This is a genomic window from Arthrobacter sp. AFG20 (genome assembly GCF_002892795.1).
Lineage (GTDB): Bacteria > Actinomycetota > Actinomycetes > Actinomycetales > Micrococcaceae > Arthrobacter.
Genome location: NZ_PJMC01000020.1, coordinates 34339 through 52284, shown reverse-complemented (window position 1 = coordinate 52284; position 17946 = coordinate 34339). Strand labels below are relative to the sequence as shown.

Below are 17946 nucleotides of genomic sequence, written 5' to 3'. Positions count from 1 at the left end.
CCTCGTGGAGGACAACACCATGGCCAACGCTCCAGTTCCGGATCCGGGCACAACGCCGCATCCGCACGCCACCCCGCACCCGACGATTCACCCGAAGGGCCTGTACAAGGCCTTTGCCGCCAGCCTCACCGGCACGGCACTCGAGTGGTACGACTTCGCCGTCTACTCGGCGGCCGCCGCGGTGGTATTTCCTGTCGTCTTTTTCCCGGCGACCGATCCACTGACCGGGACCATCCTCGCCTTCTCCACCTACGCCGTCGGCTACGTGTCCCGCCCGGTGGGCGGCATCATCTTCGGCCGGCTCGGGGACCGCATCGGCCGCAAAAAGGTCCTGGTGACCACGCTGATGATCATTGGCGTGGCCACGGTGCTCATCGGCGTGCTGCCCGGCTACGCAAACATCGGCGCCACGGCCGGAATCCTCCTGGTCCTGCTGCGGTTCGCGCAGGGCGTGGGCGTAGGCGGCGAATGGGGCGGCGCCGTCCTGCTCTCCAGTGAGTACGGCGACCCGCACCGCCGCGGATTCTGGGCTTCCGCCGCGCAGGTGGGACCGCCCGCCGGTAACCTGCTGGCAAACGGCGCACTCGCCGTCCTGACCGTCACCCTCACCGAGGAGCAGTTCCTGAGCTTCGGCTGGCGGATTGCGTTCCTGGTCTCCGCCGTGCTGGTTGGCTTTGGCCTCTGGATCCGATTGCGGCTTGAGGACACCCCGATCTTCAAGGCCATCGAGGCCCACGGCGAGCAGCCTAACGCCCCCGTCCGTGAGGTCTTCAGCAAGGAACTCCGCCCGCTCATCGCCGCCATTCTCTGCCGCGTGGGCCCGGACGTGCTGTATGCGCTGTTCACGGTCTTCACGCTCACCTACGGCATCCAGGTTCTCGGCTACGAGCGCAACCAGGTACTGACCGCAGTTCTGATCGGCTCCGCCTTCCAGCTGTTCATGATCCCGCTGGCCGGCGCCGTCTCCGACCGCTTCAACCGCCGCCTGGTCTACAGCGTCGGCGCGGTGGTGGGCGCAGTCTGGACGTTCATCTTCTTCGGCGTCCTCGGCGGAAACAACCAGCCGATGCTCATCATCGGCATCGTCCTCGGCCTCATGGCCCACTCCTTCATGTACGGCCCGCAGGCCGCCTTCATTGTGGAGCAGTTCTCCCCGCGGCTCCGGTCCACGGGCAGTTCCCTGGCCTACACGTTCGCCGGTGTGATCGGCGGTGCCATCGCGCCCCTGCTGTTCACCCTGCTGCTCGCCCAGTTCGGAACCTGGATTCCGGTGGCCATCTACGTGGCGGTGGCAGCAGCCGTGACCCTGGTGGGACTGGCACTCGGCCGGGACAACGACACCATCGAGGACCTCGACTACCGGCTGCTCCTCGAAGGCTCCGCCTCGGCGCGCCAGCAGTCCGGCGCGGTCTGACCCTTTCTAGCGGTTCCGAGTTTTTGTCCAGATATTGGGCGCAAAAGGCCTCCGAAGCCCCAATATCTGGACAAAAACTCCATCAGGTGCGGAGGAGGATCTCGCGGGTGACGGCCAGGTGATGGTCGATGGCCTCCTGCGCCTTCGCGGCGTCTCCGGACGCCAGGGCGTCGAGGATGTCCTCGTGTTCGGAGCACACCTGCTCGCGCCGGCCGCCGGTCCGGAACAGGGCCGAAACCCCGACGACGATCTGCCGGACGTGCAGCTTGCTGTAGGTCCGCGAGATCAGCTCGTTGCCGGCGGCGTCGATGAGCTGCTGGTGGAAGAGCGTGTCGAGGCGGATGAACTCCTGCGCGGTCTCGGCACCCTGGTCTTCCGGCAGCCTGGCCTGCTGGTCCAGGGTGTCCCGCATCTTGTCGGCCGGCACGCTCCGGTGTTCGATCACAAGGCGGGCGGCGTGGCTTTCCAGCACGCCGCGCAGCTCCATCAGTTCCGAGATTTCGCGGCCGGTCACCGGGGGAACATAGGCCCCGCGCTGCGGGATCAGCTCCACCAGCCCGTCGGAGACCAGCAGCAGGAGGGCCTCCCGGACCGGGGTGCGCGAGACACCGATTTGGGCCGCCAGCTCCTGCTCGTTGAGGAAGCGCCCCTGCATCTCCGGGTCGGTCAGGATGTTCTCGCGCAGGTACTCGTACGCCTTCTCCCGGCCGGACGCAGCCGTCCCCGAACTTTTTCGCATACATTAGGTATACAACAGAGAAGAGCAGATTCATGCGTTTAGCAGTCGCCCAGATCGTCAGCAGCGCCGACCTCACGGCCAATCTGGAGCTGGTCCGAGAATACGCCACGCGCGCCAAGGATGCCGGGGCCGAACTGGTGGTGTTCCCCGAGGCCTCCATGTGTGCCTTCGGCAATCCGCTGGCAGATATCGCCGAACCGCTGGACGGGCCGTGGGCCGCCGCGGTCCGGGCCATTGCCGCGGAACTGGACATCGCCGTCGTCGTCGGCATGTTCACGCCTGGGGAGGGCGGACGGGTGCGGAACACCCTGCTGGTGACCGGCCCGGGGCTCGAGACCTCCTACGACAAGATCCACCTCTTCGACGCGTTCGGCTACGCCGAGTCCGATTCGGTGGATGCGGGAACATCGCCGGTGACCTTCGAACTCAACGGCACGACCATCGGCCTCGCCACCTGCTACGACGTGCGCTTCCCGGCGCTTTTCACGGCCAACGCGAGGGCCAGCGCCGCCATCAACATCGTCTGCGCGTCATGGGGTGCCGGGGAAGGAAAGGCGGAGCAGTGGGACCTGCTGGTCCGCGCCCGGGCCGTGGACAGCACCACCTTTGTGGTGGCGTGCGGGCAGGGCGATCCGGCCAGCCTCGGGCTTCCGTCCGCCGGCGCTGCGCCCACGGGGATCGGCCACAGCGCAGTGATTTCCCCGCTGGGTTCCCCGCTGGTGATGCTGGGCGGCGAACCCGAACTTGCCGTGGTGGACATCGATCCGGCCATCATTGCGGACGTCCGCGGAAAGCTGCCCGTGCTGGCGAACGCCCGGAGTTTCTAGGCTCGCCGGACAGTTTTCCGGGAAGTACGACGGCGGGGCGTGGCCACCTTTGGTGGCCACGTCCCGCCTTTTTCTTTGACTAGTTCCCTGCCGGCACGACTAGTTAGCCGCCGGCACCCGGTACGTGCTCTCCGGAACATCCGTAATGAACATGTGCCCGGGAGCGTGGCTGATAGCGAAGGCCGGCCGGGATGCCATCACGGCGCTCTGCGGCGTTACGCCGCAGGCCCAGAACACCGGGACCTCGCCGGGCCGGATGTCCACGGCGTCCCCGAAGTCGGGGCGCGCAAGGTCGGCAATGCCGAGCTCCTGGGGTGATCCGACGTGGACCGGCGCGCCGTGGACCTTCGGCACCTCCGCGGTCACCCTGACAGCCGTGTCCACCATTTCAGCAGGCATGGGCCGCATCGAGACGACCATGGGACCGTGAATGCGCCCTACCGGGGTGCACTCGACGTTCGTGCGATACATGGGGACGTTCCGCCCCGTCTCGGTGTGGCGGAGCGGGATGCCCTCGGCGGCAAGTGCAGCCTCGAAGGTGAAGCTGCAGCCGATGAGCACCCCCACCATGTCGTCGCGCCAGAGCGAGCGGACATCGGGGACCTCGGCGGCCAGGACGCCGTCCTTCCACACCCGGTAGGAGGAGATGTCGGTGCGGATGTCTGAGCCCGCGGCGAGGGAACTTTCGTACGTTCCCGCGGGAATGACGTCGATGACGGGGCAGGGTTTGGGATTGAGCCGGCAGAATTCGAGAAACTCGTCTGCGTAGTCCGCGGTCACGGCGATCAGGTTGGCCTGGGTATAGCCGTCGCTCCAGCCGGAGGTGGGTGTGACCAGGCCGTCGCGGAACTGCCGGCGGGCCTCGGCCGGGGACAGGAGGGCGTTCGCCGTTGTCATCGGGCTGTCCTTTCGGCTACGTCTGCTGACGCCCGCAGGTATTCCTCGTCCTCGGCCACATTCGAGTCGCGGCCGAGGGCAAGGCCCACCACTGTCAGCAGGCAGGCAACGCTGAGGTAGATGGCCACCGGGACCCAGCTGTGGAAAGTGCTCTGCAGCAGGGTGAACATGAACGGTGCGATGGCACCGCCGATGATGCCCGCGAACGTGTAGGCCAGGGAGCTGCCCGTGGAGCGGAGCCGCGGCGAGAACTGCTCGACGACGAACGCGGCCTGCGGTCCGTACATGAAGGAGTGGCAGAGCAGGCCCAGCACGGTGCCCACCACGAGCATCACCGGGGAGCGGCCTTCCAGCACGATGAAGAACAGGAAGCCCCAGACGGCCGCAGCGCCTGCCGCGATGCCGTAGACGAGGCGGCGGTTGATCCGGTCGGAGATGGCGCCCGCGAGCGGCATCGTGAAGAGCTGCAGGCCCGAACCGACCAGCACCGCCACGAGCACCTGCCCGCGGTCAAAGCCGAGTTCCTGGATGCCGTAGGTCAGGGTGAAGACGGTGCACAGGGCGTAGGTGACGTCCGGGCCGATGCGGCTGAGCATGGCGGCAAGCAGGGGACGGCGCTGCGTGGTGAGGACTTCCCTGATCGGGGCCTTGGGCTGGTCGCCGCGGGCTTCCATGGCCTTGAAGATGGGGGTGTCCTCGAGCTTGAGGCGGATCCACAGCCCGAAGGCCACCAGAACAGCCGAGATCAGGAACGCAATGCGCCAGCCGTAGTCCAGGAAAGCCTGTTCGGACAGTGTGAGCGTGAGGACGGCGAGGGCACCGTTGGCCATCAGGTTGCCGGCAGGCGGGCCGATCTGCGCCGCGGAGGCCCAGAAGCCGCGCCGGCTGGGTTCCCCAAATTCGCTCGACAGCAGGACAGCACCGCCCCACTCGCCGCCCACGCCCACACCCTGCGCGAACCGCAGGAAGACGAGGATGGCCGGGGCCAGGATGCCGATGTTGCCATAGGTAGGCAGCAGGCCGATGAGGAAGGTGGCGACGCCGATTAGCATCAGCGTGATGACCAGGATCTTCTTGCGGCCGATCTCGTCGCCGAGCCGGCCGAAAATGATGCCGCCGACGGGCCGGGAAATGTAGCCCACCGCGTAGGTCGAGAATGCCAGCAGGGTACCCGTCACCGGGTCCGAGGCCGGGAAGAAGATCAGCGGGAAAACGATGGCCGCCGCGGCGGAGTAGACAGCGAAGTCGTAGAACTCCAGCGCGGTCCCGGTGAGGCTGGCCGCGAACGCTTTGTACATGTCCTTGCGCCCGACGGCGGGCCTGGAACCTGCGGAGGCCATTGCGGATTGATTGGCCATTTGTTCCTCCATGAGAAGTGTGGATGCCATCCGTCTTGCTACGGATGCACGGGTGCGCCAGTCTGTCCGGCCCTGCGACATCGACAGGGCGCGGCACCGAGGCTGGTGGCGGCTTCCTCCGGATAGCCGCCGAAAGCGAACATTCTGTTGGATTGTGGAAATGTAGAACAATCCAAACTTGTTGAACAATGTACGCGACCTGGATCACACCGTCAAGGGCGGGGTGGGCTGCGCTGATTAAGCGCGAACGGACACTTGTGGCCCCCGGGAAGCGTTTCTCAGGGGCCACAAGTGTCCGTTCGCGCTGTGTGGGGGTAGTGGAAAGCGCCAGCTAGGACGTGTGGACTGCCGTCTGGTGCTCTTCGGACCGGGCGAGATAGGCAAGGAGGCGCTCGGCCGCTAGGTCGTTGTCCCCGGCTTCGAGGGCCTTGCAGATCTGATCATTGTCAGCCAGGTAATCCTGGTAGAAGCCCCCATCAATGGAGGCCTTGTGGAAGAACAGGCGCATCTCGGCAAGCACCTGCGACATGATGACATTCAGGCGTTCACTGCCGGCCATCGCCACCAGGGCACCATGGAAGTGCGCGTTCGCGCTGCCCAGCCCCTCGCTGTCTCCGGCCTCGGCAGCCCGCTTCCCTTCCTCCACGGCCGCGCGCACGGCCGCGATGCTTTCGGCACTTCCGCCGCCGCGGACCGCACTGATTTCGATGGCGCGCCGCACCACGTAGACGTCATGGATGTCGTTGGCCTCGAGGCTGGCGACAAAGACGCCACGGTTCGGCTGGCGGACCACCAGGCGCTCGCTGGCGAGCTCGGCAAACGCCTCGCGAACCGTATTGCGGGAGACGCCCAGCTCCTCGGAAAGTGCCTCTTCCTTCAGCTTCGCCCCGGGAAGGAGCGCGCCTTCGGCGATCTGGAGCCGGAGCTCACTGGCAACACGGGTGGCCACCGCGGGCACGGCAACGCGCAGCCGGGCTACGCCTGAACTCGGATTGACTGTGGCCATACACCGAATTTACACGAATCACCCACAATCAGATTGTTGAATTGTTGAACATTTTTGCCGGAGGGTGCATCCTTGTGTAAGGACGAGTTGAGATGAGGGTCACAATGCATGCAATAGATTTGAACAGTGACGTCGGTGAATCCTTCGGGCGATGGAGCCTGGGAGACGACGCCGCCATGATGGCCTCCGTGTCGAGCGCCAACGTGGCCTGCGGATTCCACGCCGGCGATCCCAGCGTCATCCGGTCCACCTGCGAGGCGGCGGCGAAGGCCGGCGTCGTCGTCGGGGCCCATGTGGGCTACCGCGATCTGGCCGGATTCGGCCGCCGGTACATGGACGTCGACCCCCTTGAGCTGGCCGACGACGTCGTCTACCAGATCGGAGCGCTGCAGGCCCTGGCAGCGACGGCCGGCACCCGGGTCCGCTACGTGAAGCCGCATGGTGGCCTCTACAACGCCATCGTCCACAACACCGCCCAGGCACGCGCCGTGGTGGACGCGGTGAAGTCGGTGGATCCCAGCCTGCCCATCCTTGGCCTGCCCGGTTCCGAAGTGCTGCGGCTAGCGGAAGCAGCCGGCCTCCGTGCCGTCTCCGAGGCGTTCGCGGACCGCGCCTACAACCCGGACGGCACGCTGACGTCTCGCTCCCAGCCGGGCTCCGTCCTGGAGGACCCTGAGGCGGTTGCCGCCCGGGTCCTGCAAATGACCACCGGGCAGGCCATCAGCGCGATCGACGGTTCGGACCTGAGGATCAGCGCGGAATCGGTGTGCGTCCACGGGGATTTTCCCGGCGCAGTGGCCATGGCTGTCGCCGTGAAGAGGGCGCTCGACGCCTCCGGCATCAACATCAAAGCCTTCGTCTAGCATGAAGCGACGGATCCAGGACCCGATGGCAAACACCAACGTGGACGTGCCCTCTGCATCATCCGGCCAGCCGGCCGCGGACGCCCGCCCAAGCACCGCCCGCCCCGGCAGGGTGCGCGCGGTACGGCCGGTGGGAACGCGCACCGTTCTCGCCGAATTATCCGGAACGCAGGACGTGCTCGCCCTGCAGGCCGCGCTCCTCGAGGCTCCGTTTTCGGGCCAGCAGGATGTCCTGGCCGCCGCCGAGACCGTCATGGTCAGGGCCGAATCCCCCGCGGCCGCACGGCGCATCGGCCAGGCCCTCCTTCAGCTGGACCTCACGGCACCGGCGGAGCAGGCCGGTGGCCTTGTGGTCATTGACACTGTGTACGACGGCGAGGATCTCGCCGAAGTGGGGAAGCTCACCGGCCTCGGTGCCGACGGTGTGATCGCAGCCCACACCGGCCAGGTCTGGACCGTTGCCTTCGCGGGCTTCGCGCCAGGCTTTGGGTACATGGTGGGTGAGAACCAGTCGCTGGAGGTTCCGCGCCGGAGTTCCCCTCGCACCGCCGTCCCGGCGGGATCGGTGGCGCTGGCCGGCAACTATTCCGCCGTCTACCCGCGCAAGTCGCCGGGTGGCTGGCAGCTGATCGGCCGCACGGGAGCCAAAATGTGGGACCTCGACCGTCCCGAACCCGCGCTGGCCAGCCCCGGGCACCGGGTGCAGTTCCGCGCCGTCCGCGAAGTGGTTCAGTTGGCTCCCCAAGGATCCCAGGACAGCGGCCAGCAGACAGCCACCGCAACCACCTCCGGACTCCGCGTCCTGTCGCCCGGAATCCACAGCCTCATCCAGGACCTTGGCCGGCAGGGGCATTCGGCCCTTGGCGTCTCAGCCGCCGGTGCGCTGGACCGGGCGTCGCTCCGCCGGGCCAACCGCCTGGTCGGGAACGCGCCATCAGCCGCCGCCATCGAGACGGTAGCCGGAGGGCTCAGAGTCCAGGCCATCGGGGACCAGGTCCTGGCCGTTGCCGGGGCGCCGTCGGCACTCACCGTCGTGACGCCGTCGGCCACCCCCAGCGAAACGGAAACCGGCGATCCACAGAACGGCGACGCACAGAAGACTGCAGAGGCGCGGCAGCGCACCGTCCCGGTGGCCGCACCGTTCGCCCTCCTCGACGGCGAAATCCTCACCATCGGAGTTCCCGACGCCGGCTTCCGCAGTTACGTCGCTGTCCGGGGAGGCGTCGACGCACCGCCGGTGCTGGGCAGTCGCTCCACGGACACGATGTCCGGGATAGGACCGAAGCCGCTGGCGGCCGGCCAGGTGCTGCCGTCCGGTGGCGCGGCCGAGTCCGGCGTCGTGGGCAGCCCGGAAATCCAGCCTGAGTATCCCGGGGAGGGCGTCACCCTGCTGGACATCATCCTCGGACCGCGCGCGGACTGGTTCGACCAGGCCGCGATCGACTCCCTCTGTGCCCAGGACTGGACGGTCAAGCCGGAGTCAAACCGCGTGGGCATGAGGCTGCAGGGAACACCCCTGGAGCGGAGCCGCACCGGTGAGCTTCCCAGCGAAGGAACGGTGGCCGGCGCCATCCAGATGCCGCCTGAAGGCCTGCCTGTGCTCTTCCTCGCCGACCATCCGATCACAGGCGGGTACCCGGTGATCGGAGTGGTGGTGGACCACCAGCTCGATCTGGCTGCCCAGGTTCCGATCGGCGGCAGCATCCGCTTCCGCATCGCCCCCGAAACTGCCGCCCCCGCCGGCTCCTCCGAAAAGTCTTCACAACGAAAAGCGAGCAACTGATGCACAAGGTCCTCATAGCCAACCGCGGTGAAATCGCCGTCCGCATCGCCCGGGCCTGCGACGACGCCCAGCTGGCCTCCGCGGCTGTGTACGCGGACATCGACGCGGACGCCATGCACGTCGCCGCCGCGGACGAGGCCTTCAGCCTCGGCGGCAACTCCCCCGCCGACACTTACCTGAACATCCCCAAGCTGCTCGGCGTGGCAGCCAAGGCGGGAGCGGACGCGGTCCATCCCGGATATGGCTTCCTGTCCGAGAATGCGGATTTTGCCCAGGCGGTGCTGGATGCCGGACTCGCCTGGATCGGGCCGTCGCCGGAGGCCATCCGCCAGCTCGGCAACAAGATCACGGCCCGCGAGATCGCCGTCCGCGCCGGCGCCCCGCTCGTGGCGGGCAGCGACGGGCCGGTGGAATCCGCCGCCGAGGCCCGCGCCTTCGCGGAGGAACACGGGCTCCCCATCGCCATCAAGGCTGCCTTCGGCGGCGGCGGCCGCGGCCTGAAGGTGGTCCGGAACATGGACGAGGTCGAGGAGGCCTTCGACTCCGCGGTGCGTGAGGCGGTGGCCGCGTTCGGCCGCGGCGAATGCTTCGTGGAACGTTACCTGGACAGGCCGCGGCACGTCGAAGCCCAGGTGCTGGCCGACACGCACGGCAACGTCATCGTCGTCGGAACCCGGGACTGCTCGCTCCAGCGCCGCCACCAGAAGCTGGTGGAGGAGGCTCCCGCGCCGTTCCTCAGTGACGGTCAGCGGACCCAGATTTACGACGCCGCCAAGGCAGTTTGCCGGGAAGCCAACTACTCGGGTGCGGGGACGGTGGAGTTCCTGGTGGCCGCCGACGGGACCGTCGCCTTCCTTGAGGTGAACACGCGGCTGCAGGTGGAACACCCCATCACCGAGGAAACCACCGGGATCGACCTGGTCCAGGAGCAGTTCCGGATCGCCGCCGGGGAACGGCTGTCCCTCACCGAGGACCCCGCTCCCCGCGGCCACGCATTTGAATTCAGGATCAACGCCGAGGACGTGGGGCGCGGCTTCCTGCCCTCCCCCGGCACCGTCACCGAGTTCACGGCACCAACCGGCCCCGGCATCCGGCTGGACACCGGCGTCCGTTCCGGCTCCTTCGTGGCCCCGCAGTTCGACTCGCTCCTGGCGAAGCTGATTGTCACCGGCGCCGACCGCCAGCAGGCGCTGCGCCGGGCACGCCGCGCACTCGCCGAGATCAGCATCGGCGGTGTGGCCACAGTCCTGCCGTTCCACCGCGCCGTGGTGGAGGCAGCGGACTTCACGTCCGAGACCGGTCTGGACGTCCACACCCGCTGGATCGAGACGGACTTCGCCGACCAGGTGCCGGCCGATCCCGGCTTCAACCCTGCTGGGCCCGAAGGCCGCCGGCGCACCATCACCGTGGACCTGGACGGCCGCCGGCTCGCCGTCGGCCTTCCGGCTGACCTGCTGGACGGCTGGGCGCGTTCAGGCCAGGCACTTCCCGGCGGACTGGGGGCCTCTTCGGTCGCCGGCTCTCGCGACGGCGGGTCCGGCATCTCGGATCCGGCCGAGCTCCGCGCCGCCATGAGCGGCACCGTGGTCAAGTGGCTCGTGGAGCCGGGGGCAGAGGTGGCGGCGGGTGACCCCGTGGTGGTACTGGAGGCAATGAAGATGGAGACCAGCGTGCCTGCCCACCGCGGCGGTGTCCTCTCCGGCGTCGCCGCCGGGGCCGGCGACGTGGTCACGTCCGGCTCGGTCCTGGCGCTTATCGGATAAACCAGCAGCTCGCTCGCTTGATAGGGAAGGCGACGGAAGGACGACGGCGGTCTCCGGCTCCACCACCCTACGCGAACGTACACTTGGGGCCCTTGGGAATCGCTTCCTGAGGGCCTCAAGTGTACGTTCGCGCTGAATGTGGGGGCGCTCACGCCCGCCCTGCACCGCCCCGACTGCATGTGGCAAACCTCACCCGCCGTTTGGGGCGAAATCGGTTGAAATGCCCGCCGCCGCCTGTGCATCATAGAGTGAAGCCCGGTAGGAATACGCTTTCCAAATGCGGGCTTAGAAGTTCAAACACAACCAAATCCTGGTGGACGCAATGAGGCCAAACCGGTGAGCTCGTCGAGCTGCCTAAGGCCTCCGAGCGTTCCTGGGCTGACCTGTTCCGCGGCATCGCATTGGCGCCATGCCCAGACACGAAAGCACTGAAAAATGACCTTTGACACCGCCGAATCAATGACGATCAAGATCTGGGACCGTTCTGCAGTGAACCACACGCTGGAGACGCTGGTGCACGATTTTTCGAGCCGGGCCAACGCACAGAAGAGCGACGTCGCCGTCACCCTTAGCGGCCCGAACACCTTCACGCTCAGCCTGAACACCGCAGGCGCTGCACTCTAGCCAGCACAAACTAAGGAGGACGACGGCGGGACTTTCCCGCCGTCGTCCTCTTGCTTTTGCGTCTGGCTGGCTGGCCGGCCCGAGCAGCGTGCTAGGCGCGGGAGTGCTCGGCCAGGAGGGCGTCGATCTGGCCGGCGGCCTCCTTCATGCCCTCTTCCATGCCCATCTCCATCATCTTCTTCATCTGCTCTTCGGACTCGAAGACGGACTGGACGGTCATCCGGGTGCGCCCGCCTATGTCCTCCAGCGTGACGGTGGCGTGCGCGCTGCCCATCTCCTGGACGGGCGCACCGTTGTCGTCGGCGAACCCGTCGTCGAACTCGAGCAGGTTCGGCGCCTGGATGTCGGTGATCCGCCACCAGCCGCGGGGCTTCTCACCCTCGGGGCCGGTCATGTAGTAGGACGCCTCTCCGCCGGGCGTGAACTCGTACTGGCTGAACGTGGCCGGGTAGGTGGGCGGGCCCCACCAGCGCTCGAGCTGCCGCGGGTCTTCCCAGATCTGCCATACGCGCTTTACGTCGGCGTCGAACTCCGCCACGAGGGTGAAGCTGAGTGCCTCGGGATTCTTGGTGGAACTGATAACCGTCATTGCCGGACCCTTCCTATTCTTCAGCGAGGATGTCTGCGATCCGGGCGACGCGCTGCCGCCAGATCGCCTCGTACTCATCAAGCAGCCGGCGGGCCTTCTCCAGGCCGTCATGGTTGCCCCGCACGATCTGCTCCCTTCCGCGCTTCTCCTTGGTAACCAGGGAGGCGCGCTCCAACACCGCCACGTGCTTCTGAACGGCGGCAAAACTCATGGCGTAGAGGGCCGCCAGGCCGGTCACCGAGTACTCGCCCACCGTCACCCGGCGCATGATGTCCCGCCGGGTGGTGTCCGCAAACGCCTGGAAGAGGCGGTCGAGTTCGGCATCGCTAAGCTGATCTACAACCATTTGGTTGTAGGATATGACTGCCGGGGAAGGGTGTCAATGGGCTGTCCTGTCCCCGCTCAGGCTGCCCCAACCCCGGCCCCGGAGTCCGCGGGCACGGTCCCGTCGTCCTCGTACTCCACGGCGCCGGCCAGGTCGCGGCCCGCGACATACCCGAACGCCAGAGCCGGGCCGAGGTTGATGCCGCCGGCCGGGTAATGCCCGCCCATCACGCTGGCCTGGTCATTGCCGGCGACGTACAGCCCCGGAATGGGCCGGCCGCCGTCGTCCAGGGCCCGCGAGCGGCCGTCCACATCCAGCCCGGCGAACGTGCCAAAGCTGCCCGGCACCACGCGCACGGCATAGAACGGACCCTTCTCGATGGGGCCCAGCGACGGATTCGGCTTCACCGATGCGTCTCCGCCGTAGCGGTTGAAGGGCGTGGAGCCCCGGCCGAAGTCCGGGTCTGCGCCGACGGCGGCATGCCGGTTAAACCGCTCCACCGTCTCCTTCAGCCCGGCGGGATCGATGCCGCACCGCTCCGCGAGTTCCTCGAGGGTGCCGCCTTTCTTCAGGTAGCCGGAGCGCAGGTAGGGGAAGAGCGGCACGGGCAGCGGTTTGGCCATGCCCAGCGGGAAACGGCGCACAAAGCGGGAATCTGCGATCTGCCAGGCCTCCGCCTCCTCCCCGGCCGGCGTGGCCTCCAGCATTGCCGCCACGTAGTCGTAGTACCCGTTCGCCTCGTTGACGAACCGCTTGCCGCTCCGCAGGACGCCGATGCTGCCGGGCTTGGCGCGGTCCATGATGTGCGGAAACGTGCCGGTGCGTCCGCTGCGGTACGGCACCAGCGACACCGGGCACCACGCGGCCGCGTATTTCACGTCGGTGCGGAAGCGCGCACCCGCCTGCTGGCCCAGGCTGATGCCATCGCCGCTGGCTTCGGCAGGCGCCAGCGTCCAGTGTTCACGTCCGGTGGGGGTGTGCGGGAACAGCTCCTTCCGGCGCTCCAGGTCCTGCGGGAAGCCGCCGGCGGCCAGGACCACGCCGCGTGATGCATTGATCTGCAGCTCCCCTTCGGGGGTTCCGACGACGGCGCCGGTGACCTTGCCTGCCCCGTCGGTCAGCAGGCGGCGGGCCGGCGTGGAGACGCGGATGTCCACGCCGAAGCTGTCTGCGGACTGCAGCAGCCGGCCGGTCAGGGCCGTGCCGTTGACCAGCTGCATGTTGCGGCGGTGTGTCAGCAGATCCAGGATGTGCAGGCCGAAGCGCCAGCCTGCATGGAGGAGCCCGCGGGGATTGCCCCGGGAGGCGGACAGGAATTTGGCCAGGTCCGGTCCGGCCATGATGCCCATTCCCAGGAACGAGGTTTCATACAGCTGGTGCCGCAGCTTGGCGCGCACCTCGGGACGGATCCGCCGGGCGTTCAGGGGCTTGGGCCCAACCGAGCGGTGCCCGGTCCCGGCGCCGGGAAGCCCGCCGTAGATGTCGTTGATCCTGGCGCCCGGGACGAACTGCAGTGACGTCCTCTGGTGGAAGAAGCCCACCATGTGCGGCACGGCTTCCAGAAATGCGTCCACCCTGTCGGCCTGGTAGTCGGTCCCCAGGACAGCGCGCAGGTAGGTGCGGATGGTCTCCTTGTCCTCGCTGACGCCGGCGGCCCTGGCCAGCGGATTGCCCGGCGCCCAGGCCCAGCCGCCCGACCACGCCGTGGCACCGCCGCACATGTCTGCCTTTTCCACCACCACAACCTTCAGCCCGTGGTAGGCGGCCGTCACGGCGGCTGCCAGGCCGCCCGCGCCGGAGCCCACCACCAGGACGTCACAGTCTAGGGTGTCAGGGCTTGCTCCGGGCGCACCGGCTCCGGCCCCGGAAGGCGTTGTTGAATCAGTCGGGAAAGTCATCTCTTACTCCAGTGGTTCTCTCAGTGTCCGAATTCGTCCGAGTCCAGCCGCGGCGGCGCACCCGTTTCCAGGGCATCGATGCCGGCCATTTCCGCCTCCGTGAGGGCAAAGCCGAAGACATCGAGGTTTTCGCGCTGCCGCCGGTCGTCGGCAGACTTGGGGATGGCCACCCGGCCGGACTGGACCTGCCAGCGGAGCACCATCTGCGCCGGCGTCTTGCCGTATTCCTCGGCGGGACCGGTGACGGCGGGGGCCGAGAGGAAGCTGCCATTGCGGCCCAGCGGACTGTAGGCCGCGGTGGCGATGCCGTGCTCGCGGTGGAAAGCCAGCTGGTCAAGCTGCTGGTGTTCGGGATCGATCTGCACCTGGTTGACGGGTATTTCCAGGCCCGCCGCCTGCAGTTCCCGCAGATGGGCCGGCTTGAAGTTAGAAACGCCCCAGCACGTGATCAGCCCCTCCTCGGCCAGCCGGGTGAGCCCCTCCGCGGCCTCGACAAACCGGCCCTGGGCAGGATTGGGCCAGTGGATCAGGAAGAGGTCCAGGTACTCGGTGCCGAGCCGCCGGGCCGCTGCATCGAAGGCCTCGCGCACACCGGCTCTGCCATGCCACTGCCTGTTGAATTTGGTGGTGAGGAACAGCTCCCCGCGGGTGATGCCGCTGCGGCGGATCCCCTCCCCCACGGCCTCTTCGTTGCCGTAGTTTTCGGCCGTATCGATGTGCCGGTACCCGTTGGTGATGGCGCGGGCCACGGCGTCGGTGGCCTCCTCGCCGGTCATCGGCCAGGTGCCCAGGCCGATCAGGGGAATTACGACGCCGGGCGCCAGTTCCGCCGTCGTGCTTTTCTCTACTGTGTGGCTTTCCTGTACTGCTTGGCTTGCCTGTGCTTCCCTGCTCATTTGCTTCCTGCTTTCTGGAGGTTGTCTGCCGCCTGCAGCACGGCGTCGGTTGCGGCTTTGAGCTTCCGTGCCCAGCCCAGCTCTCCCAGCCGGGCAACCGTGCTGTCCGACGGCACCTCGACGCTCACCGGAACATCGGCGGGGAAGGCGTTGACAAGTGCCGCCAGGTCGAAGCCGCCCCCGCCCGGAACACCGCGTTCCGAGCGGGACTCCGTCACCAGCGCTTCACGGTCGGCCGGACGCGCCACGGGACCGTCGCACAGCTGCAGCAGCGGCACCAGGTCAAGGTTCGCCTGGAGGTCCCGCCACTGCGCGGACCCGGGAACAGCCCCGAAGCGGTTCTGGTGGAGCGCGTCCACTACGATGCTGCAGCCCGCGGCGCGGGCCAGGGCCACCGCGTCCGGGATGGAGTGCACCGCCTGGTAGGAGATGGGCTCGAGGGTGGGGATGATGCCGTAGTTGCGTCCGTCCTCCGTCATGCGCGCCAGGGTGTCTGCGAGGCGTGCGGTGTCGGGGTCGGATGCGGCCACCGTCAGGGATGCCGCGCCGAGGGCCTGCCCCGCCTCCATCATGGCCAGCCACGCGTCGCGCTGGTCGGTGCCGTCCAGCAGCAGGAACTCGATGTCGCGGACCGTGACCCCGGTGTCGGCCATCCGGGCCAGGGTCTCCTTCAGCATCGGCGAACCCGGCTGCAGGTCGTACGGGCGCTCGGCTGAAGTGACGGGGCGGACGCGCGCACCAATGAAGTCGAAGCCTGCCTCCGCGGCGACGGCCACCAGCTGCGGCGGGGCGGTGTTGAGGAGGGACAGCTGGGCCAGGCCCAGTGGGCGGCGGGGTGCGCTCATGATGCTGCTCCGTTCATGCTGAGTTCGAAAGGTTCGGGGGCGGGAGCTGCGGGTTCGGTAAATGCCGCGGTCCCGGCGGCAAGCGCCGCGGCGATGCGCTGCGCTGCGTCGTACCCGCTCTTCACCGCGTCGGAGGCGATGGCGGGGGTCTGGTCCACCACCGTTCCGGCGAACGTCACGGGCACACCTGCCTCGCCGGACAGTCCCGCCTCGCGGTCTTCCGCGGGGACGGAACCGTCCAGCGGCAGCACCGAACGGGACACCAGCAGGCTCCCCGGCGCGTCCAGCCACTCGGAAACGGTCCCGTCCCGTCCTGTCCCGTCCCGGGACGGGACAGAGATCCGGATCCGGCCGCCGTCGTATTCCTCGATCGTGGCACCCAGCCGGATCCGGACCCGGGGATTCTGTTCGAGCCGGGGCACGGCAAGGATCTTTGCCCGCCGCCCGGATTCTGGGGCGAGGACCTCCTGCGGCCCCACCAGCAGCACGGCGGTGCCGCGGTCCGCGAGGGTGTCGGCCAGGCTCATCGCCACCGAGTCCGCACCCCAGATGGTCACGGCTTCCGGGATGTCGCCGCCGGCCGGACCATCGGGGTGCAGCACCTCGGGGTGGGCGGCGAGCCAGTCCCGCACGTCGGCCACGCCGGGCAGGTCCGCGCCGGGGAAGCCTGCCCCGGGGCGGGTCCCGCCGGTGGCGAGCACGACGGCGTCGGCGGCGGTTTCCCGCGCTAGCGCCCCCACGTCGCGCGGATCCACCCGCATGCCCAGGCGGACGTCGATGCCCAACCGTTCATTCTCGGCCGCGGACCAGTCGGTGAACCGGTGGAAATCCGGGGCGGACTTCATCTGTTCGGCGAGGGCGAACTGCCCGCCAAGCCGGGCGCCGTCGTCGAGCACGGTGACCTGCGCACCTGCCAGGGCAAGTTCCCGGGCGGAGGTGAGGCCCGCGGGCCCGGCACCCACCACGGTCACCCGGGCACCCGCCCGCACCCCCGGCGTCGGAAGGGGAATCCGCGAGCGCCCGACCGCAGGGTTGACGGTGCAGGTCACCTGCCCCTGGCCAAGGGTATCGATGCAGACGTTGCAGGCGATGCAGGGGCGGTACGGCTCGCCCAGCAGCACACCGCCCACAAAAGCCGGGTCCGCGTGGATGGCGCGGGCCAGGCTGACGAAGTCGCAGACGCCGGTGCCGAGGACCTCCTCGATGACGGCTGGCGAATTCAGCCTCCCAGCCATTCCCAGCGGAAGCCCGAACTGCCGGTACGCCGCGGCGTAGTCCCGGAGCAGGCCGGGCTTCCATTCGCCGGGCTGCACGATCCATTCGCCGGCGTCGTAGCTGCCTGCTGACAGGTCGAGGAAGTCCAGCTGGTCCAGGTTCGCCTTGGCCATGATGGCCACCTGTTCCGCGGCGCTGATGCCGTCCGCCGGGCCCTCGACGACAGACACCCGCACCCCGACGATGGCGTCCGGCGCAGCCGTTCGGACGGCGTCGATGACGAGGTTCAGGAAGTGCTCCGGCGCGGCGAACTCGTCAGTGCGGTGGTTGGAGATGGGGGACATGAACTGGTGGATAAGGTAGCCGTGGGCGCCGTGGATGTTGATCACGTCAAAGCCGGCGGCCACGGCCCGGCGGGCCGCCGCGCCATAGGACGCCACGAGGGCGTGGCATTCCCCCGCGGTCAGTTCCAGCGGCACTTCGCCGCCAGCCACGTCGCACGGTACCGGCGACGGTGCCACGTTTTTGTGGCCGGACACCGCCGCCTGCGCGGTCCGGCCCCCGTGGTTAAGTTCGACGGCGGCCAGCGCACCTTCGGCGTGCAGCGCGTCGGTGAGCCTGCGCAGCCCGGGAACCATCGCGTCGGTGTGCAGGCCCAGCTGGTGCGTGCGGCCCTTGCCGTCGGCCCGGACGTACGTGGCTTCGGTGGTCACCAGCCCGAGGCCGGCGCTAGCGCGGGTGACGAGGTAGTCGATGTACTGCTCCGTGATGTGCCCATCGGTCGTCCCGTAGTTCCGTTCCATCGGAGCGGAGGCGAGCCGGTTGTGGAGGGTCCGCGGCGTGCGGCCGTTCCGGCCCAGGGTGAGCGGGCGGCCGGCGTGGCGGGTGTTGTGCTCCGTCATGG

The 17946-nt window shown here is 68.2% G+C and carries 16 protein-coding genes; 6 read left to right on the top strand and 10 right to left on the bottom strand.

Features of this window, described 5'->3' with window-relative positions:
• The first annotated feature begins 19 nt into the window (after nt 1-19).
• Nucleotides 20-1414: an MFS transporter gene (locus tag CXZ05_RS19305; protein WP_258006646.1), complete on the top strand. Its 1395-nt coding sequence runs from the start codon at nt 20-22 to the stop codon at nt 1412-1414.
• 82 nt (nt 1415-1496) lie between these two features.
• Here the strand turns inward: CXZ05_RS19305 and CXZ05_RS19300 are convergent, their stop codons facing one another.
• Nucleotides 1497-2153, bottom strand: coding sequence for a GntR family transcriptional regulator (locus CXZ05_RS19300; RefSeq protein ID WP_102974130.1), 657 nt, complete (start codon nt 2151-2153; stop codon nt 1497-1499).
• Between the two features lie 32 nt (nt 2154-2185).
• Here CXZ05_RS19300 and CXZ05_RS19295 point away from each other — a divergent pair, with 32 nt between their 5' ends.
• Complete coding sequence (locus tag CXZ05_RS19295) at nt 2186-2980, top strand: carbon-nitrogen hydrolase family protein (protein WP_102974129.1); 795 nt, start codon at nt 2186-2188, stop codon at nt 2978-2980.
• A 99-nt stretch (nt 2981-3079) separates the two neighbouring features.
• Here CXZ05_RS19295 and CXZ05_RS19290 read toward each other — a convergent pair whose 3' ends face one another.
• From CXZ05_RS19290 to CXZ05_RS19280, 3 genes are all read right to left on the bottom strand, one after another.
• Nucleotides 3080-3877, bottom strand: coding sequence for a putative hydro-lyase (locus tag CXZ05_RS19290; RefSeq protein WP_102974128.1), 798 nt, complete (start codon nt 3875-3877; stop codon nt 3080-3082).
• The gene (locus CXZ05_RS19285) at nt 3874-5235 is read right to left on the bottom strand and encodes an MFS transporter (protein WP_102974127.1); all 1362 of its coding nucleotides are present in this window, start codon (nt 5233-5235) and stop codon (nt 3874-3876) included. Before CXZ05_RS19285 ends, CXZ05_RS19290 begins: the two co-directional genes overlap by 4 nt.
• Before the next feature lie 331 nt (nt 5236-5566).
• Nucleotides 5567-6241, bottom strand: a complete 675-nt coding sequence (locus CXZ05_RS19280) for a GntR family transcriptional regulator (protein ID WP_102974126.1) — start codon at nt 6239-6241, stop codon at nt 5567-5569.
• A gap of 104 nt (nt 6242-6345) precedes the next feature.
• Between CXZ05_RS19280 and CXZ05_RS19275 the strand changes: the two genes are divergently transcribed.
• From CXZ05_RS19275 to CXZ05_RS19260, 4 genes are all read left to right on the top strand, one after another.
• Nucleotides 6346-7104 (top strand): LamB/YcsF family protein, encoded by a 759-nt coding sequence (locus tag CXZ05_RS19275; RefSeq protein WP_102974125.1) that lies wholly within the window; start codon nt 6346-6348, stop codon nt 7102-7104.
• Nucleotide 7105: 1 nt separating this feature from the next.
• Nucleotides 7106-8887 carry a carboxyltransferase domain-containing protein gene (locus CXZ05_RS19270; protein ID WP_258006645.1) on the top strand — a complete coding sequence of 594 codons (1782 nt, stop codon included), beginning with the start codon at nt 7106-7108 and terminating at the stop codon, nt 8885-8887.
• Nucleotides 8887-10650, top strand: a complete 1764-nt coding sequence (locus tag CXZ05_RS19265) for a biotin carboxylase N-terminal domain-containing protein (protein ID WP_102974124.1) — start codon at nt 8887-8889, stop codon at nt 10648-10650. The genes CXZ05_RS19270 and CXZ05_RS19265 overlap by 1 nt, the downstream gene beginning before the upstream one ends.
• A 435-nt stretch (nt 10651-11085) precedes the next feature.
• Entirely contained in the window at nt 11086-11274 is a 189-nt protein-coding gene (locus CXZ05_RS19260) for a hypothetical protein (RefSeq protein ID WP_102974123.1), read from the top strand.
• Between the two features lie 91 nt (nt 11275-11365).
• Here CXZ05_RS19260 and CXZ05_RS19255 read toward each other — a convergent pair whose 3' ends face one another.
• Genes CXZ05_RS19255 through CXZ05_RS19230 form a run of 6 tightly spaced genes read right to left on the bottom strand, consistent with a single transcriptional unit; the run spans nt 11366 to nt 17944 of the window.
• On the bottom strand, nt 11366-11863 hold the full coding sequence (locus tag CXZ05_RS19255; protein ID WP_102974122.1) for an SRPBCC domain-containing protein: 498 nt from the start codon (nt 11861-11863) through the stop codon (nt 11366-11368).
• Nucleotides 11864-11876: 13 nt separating this feature from the next.
• On the bottom strand, nt 11877-12209 hold the full coding sequence (locus CXZ05_RS19250; protein WP_102974121.1) for a metalloregulator ArsR/SmtB family transcription factor: 333 nt from the start codon (nt 12207-12209) through the stop codon (nt 11877-11879).
• A gap of 56 nt (nt 12210-12265) precedes the next feature.
• A complete protein-coding gene (locus tag CXZ05_RS19245; protein WP_102974120.1) occupies nt 12266-14086 on the bottom strand; it encodes an FAD-dependent oxidoreductase in 1821 nt (606 codons plus the stop codon).
• Nucleotides 14087-14106: 20 nt separating this feature from the next.
• On the bottom strand, nt 14107-14982 hold the full coding sequence (locus tag CXZ05_RS19240) for an aldo/keto reductase (protein WP_180987466.1): 876 nt from the start codon (nt 14980-14982) through the stop codon (nt 14107-14109).
• Nucleotides 14979-15827, bottom strand: a complete 849-nt coding sequence (locus CXZ05_RS19235; protein ID WP_102974119.1) for a sugar phosphate isomerase/epimerase — start codon at nt 15825-15827, stop codon at nt 14979-14981. Before CXZ05_RS19235 ends, CXZ05_RS19240 begins: the two co-directional genes overlap by 4 nt.
• The gene (locus CXZ05_RS19230; protein ID WP_102974118.1) at nt 15824-17944 is read right to left on the bottom strand and encodes an FAD-dependent oxidoreductase; all 2121 of its coding nucleotides are present in this window, start codon (nt 17942-17944) and stop codon (nt 15824-15826) included. The genes CXZ05_RS19235 and CXZ05_RS19230 overlap by 4 nt, the downstream gene beginning before the upstream one ends.
• Between the last annotated feature and the right edge of the window lie 2 nt (nt 17945-17946).

Bases quoted from the DNA above. Each gene is read 5' to 3' on its own strand.
- CXZ05_RS19305 (WP_258006646.1), top strand. From the start codon at position 20: ATGGCCAACGCTCCAGTTCCGGATCCGGGCACAACGCCGCATCCGCAC.
- CXZ05_RS19300 (WP_102974130.1), bottom strand. From the start codon at position 2,153: ATGCGAAAAAGTTCGGGGACGGCTGCGTCCGGCCGGGAGAAGGCGTAC.
- CXZ05_RS19295 (WP_102974129.1), top strand. From the start codon at position 2,186: ATGCGTTTAGCAGTCGCCCAGATCGTCAGCAGCGCCGACCTCACGGCC.
- CXZ05_RS19290 (WP_102974128.1), bottom strand. From the start codon at position 3,877: ATGACAACGGCGAACGCCCTCCTGTCCCCGGCCGAGGCCCGCCGGCAG.
- CXZ05_RS19285 (WP_102974127.1), bottom strand. From the start codon at position 5,235: ATGGCCAATCAATCCGCAATGGCCTCCGCAGGTTCCAGGCCCGCCGTC.
- CXZ05_RS19280 (WP_102974126.1), bottom strand. From the start codon at position 6,241: ATGGCCACAGTCAATCCGAGTTCAGGCGTAGCCCGGCTGCGCGTTGCC.
- CXZ05_RS19275 (WP_102974125.1), top strand. From the start codon at position 6,346: ATGCATGCAATAGATTTGAACAGTGACGTCGGTGAATCCTTCGGGCGA.
- CXZ05_RS19270 (WP_258006645.1), top strand. From the start codon at position 7,106: ATGAAGCGACGGATCCAGGACCCGATGGCAAACACCAACGTGGACGTG.
- CXZ05_RS19265 (WP_102974124.1), top strand. From the start codon at position 8,887: ATGCACAAGGTCCTCATAGCCAACCGCGGTGAAATCGCCGTCCGCATC.
- CXZ05_RS19260 (WP_102974123.1), top strand. From the start codon at position 11,086: ATGACCTTTGACACCGCCGAATCAATGACGATCAAGATCTGGGACCGT.
- CXZ05_RS19255 (WP_102974122.1), bottom strand. From the start codon at position 11,863: ATGACGGTTATCAGTTCCACCAAGAATCCCGAGGCACTCAGCTTCACC.
- CXZ05_RS19250 (WP_102974121.1), bottom strand. From the start codon at position 12,209: ATGGTTGTAGATCAGCTTAGCGATGCCGAACTCGACCGCCTCTTCCAG.
- CXZ05_RS19245 (WP_102974120.1), bottom strand. From the start codon at position 14,086: ATGACTTTCCCGACTGATTCAACAACGCCTTCCGGGGCCGGAGCCGGT.
- CXZ05_RS19240 (WP_180987466.1), bottom strand. From the start codon at position 14,982: ATGAGCAGGGAAGCACAGGCAAGCCAAGCAGTACAGGAAAGCCACACA.
- CXZ05_RS19235 (WP_102974119.1), bottom strand. From the start codon at position 15,827: ATGAGCGCACCCCGCCGCCCACTGGGCCTGGCCCAGCTGTCCCTCCTC.
- CXZ05_RS19230 (WP_102974118.1), bottom strand. From the start codon at position 17,944: ATGACGGAGCACAACACCCGCCACGCCGGCCGCCCGCTCACCCTGGGC.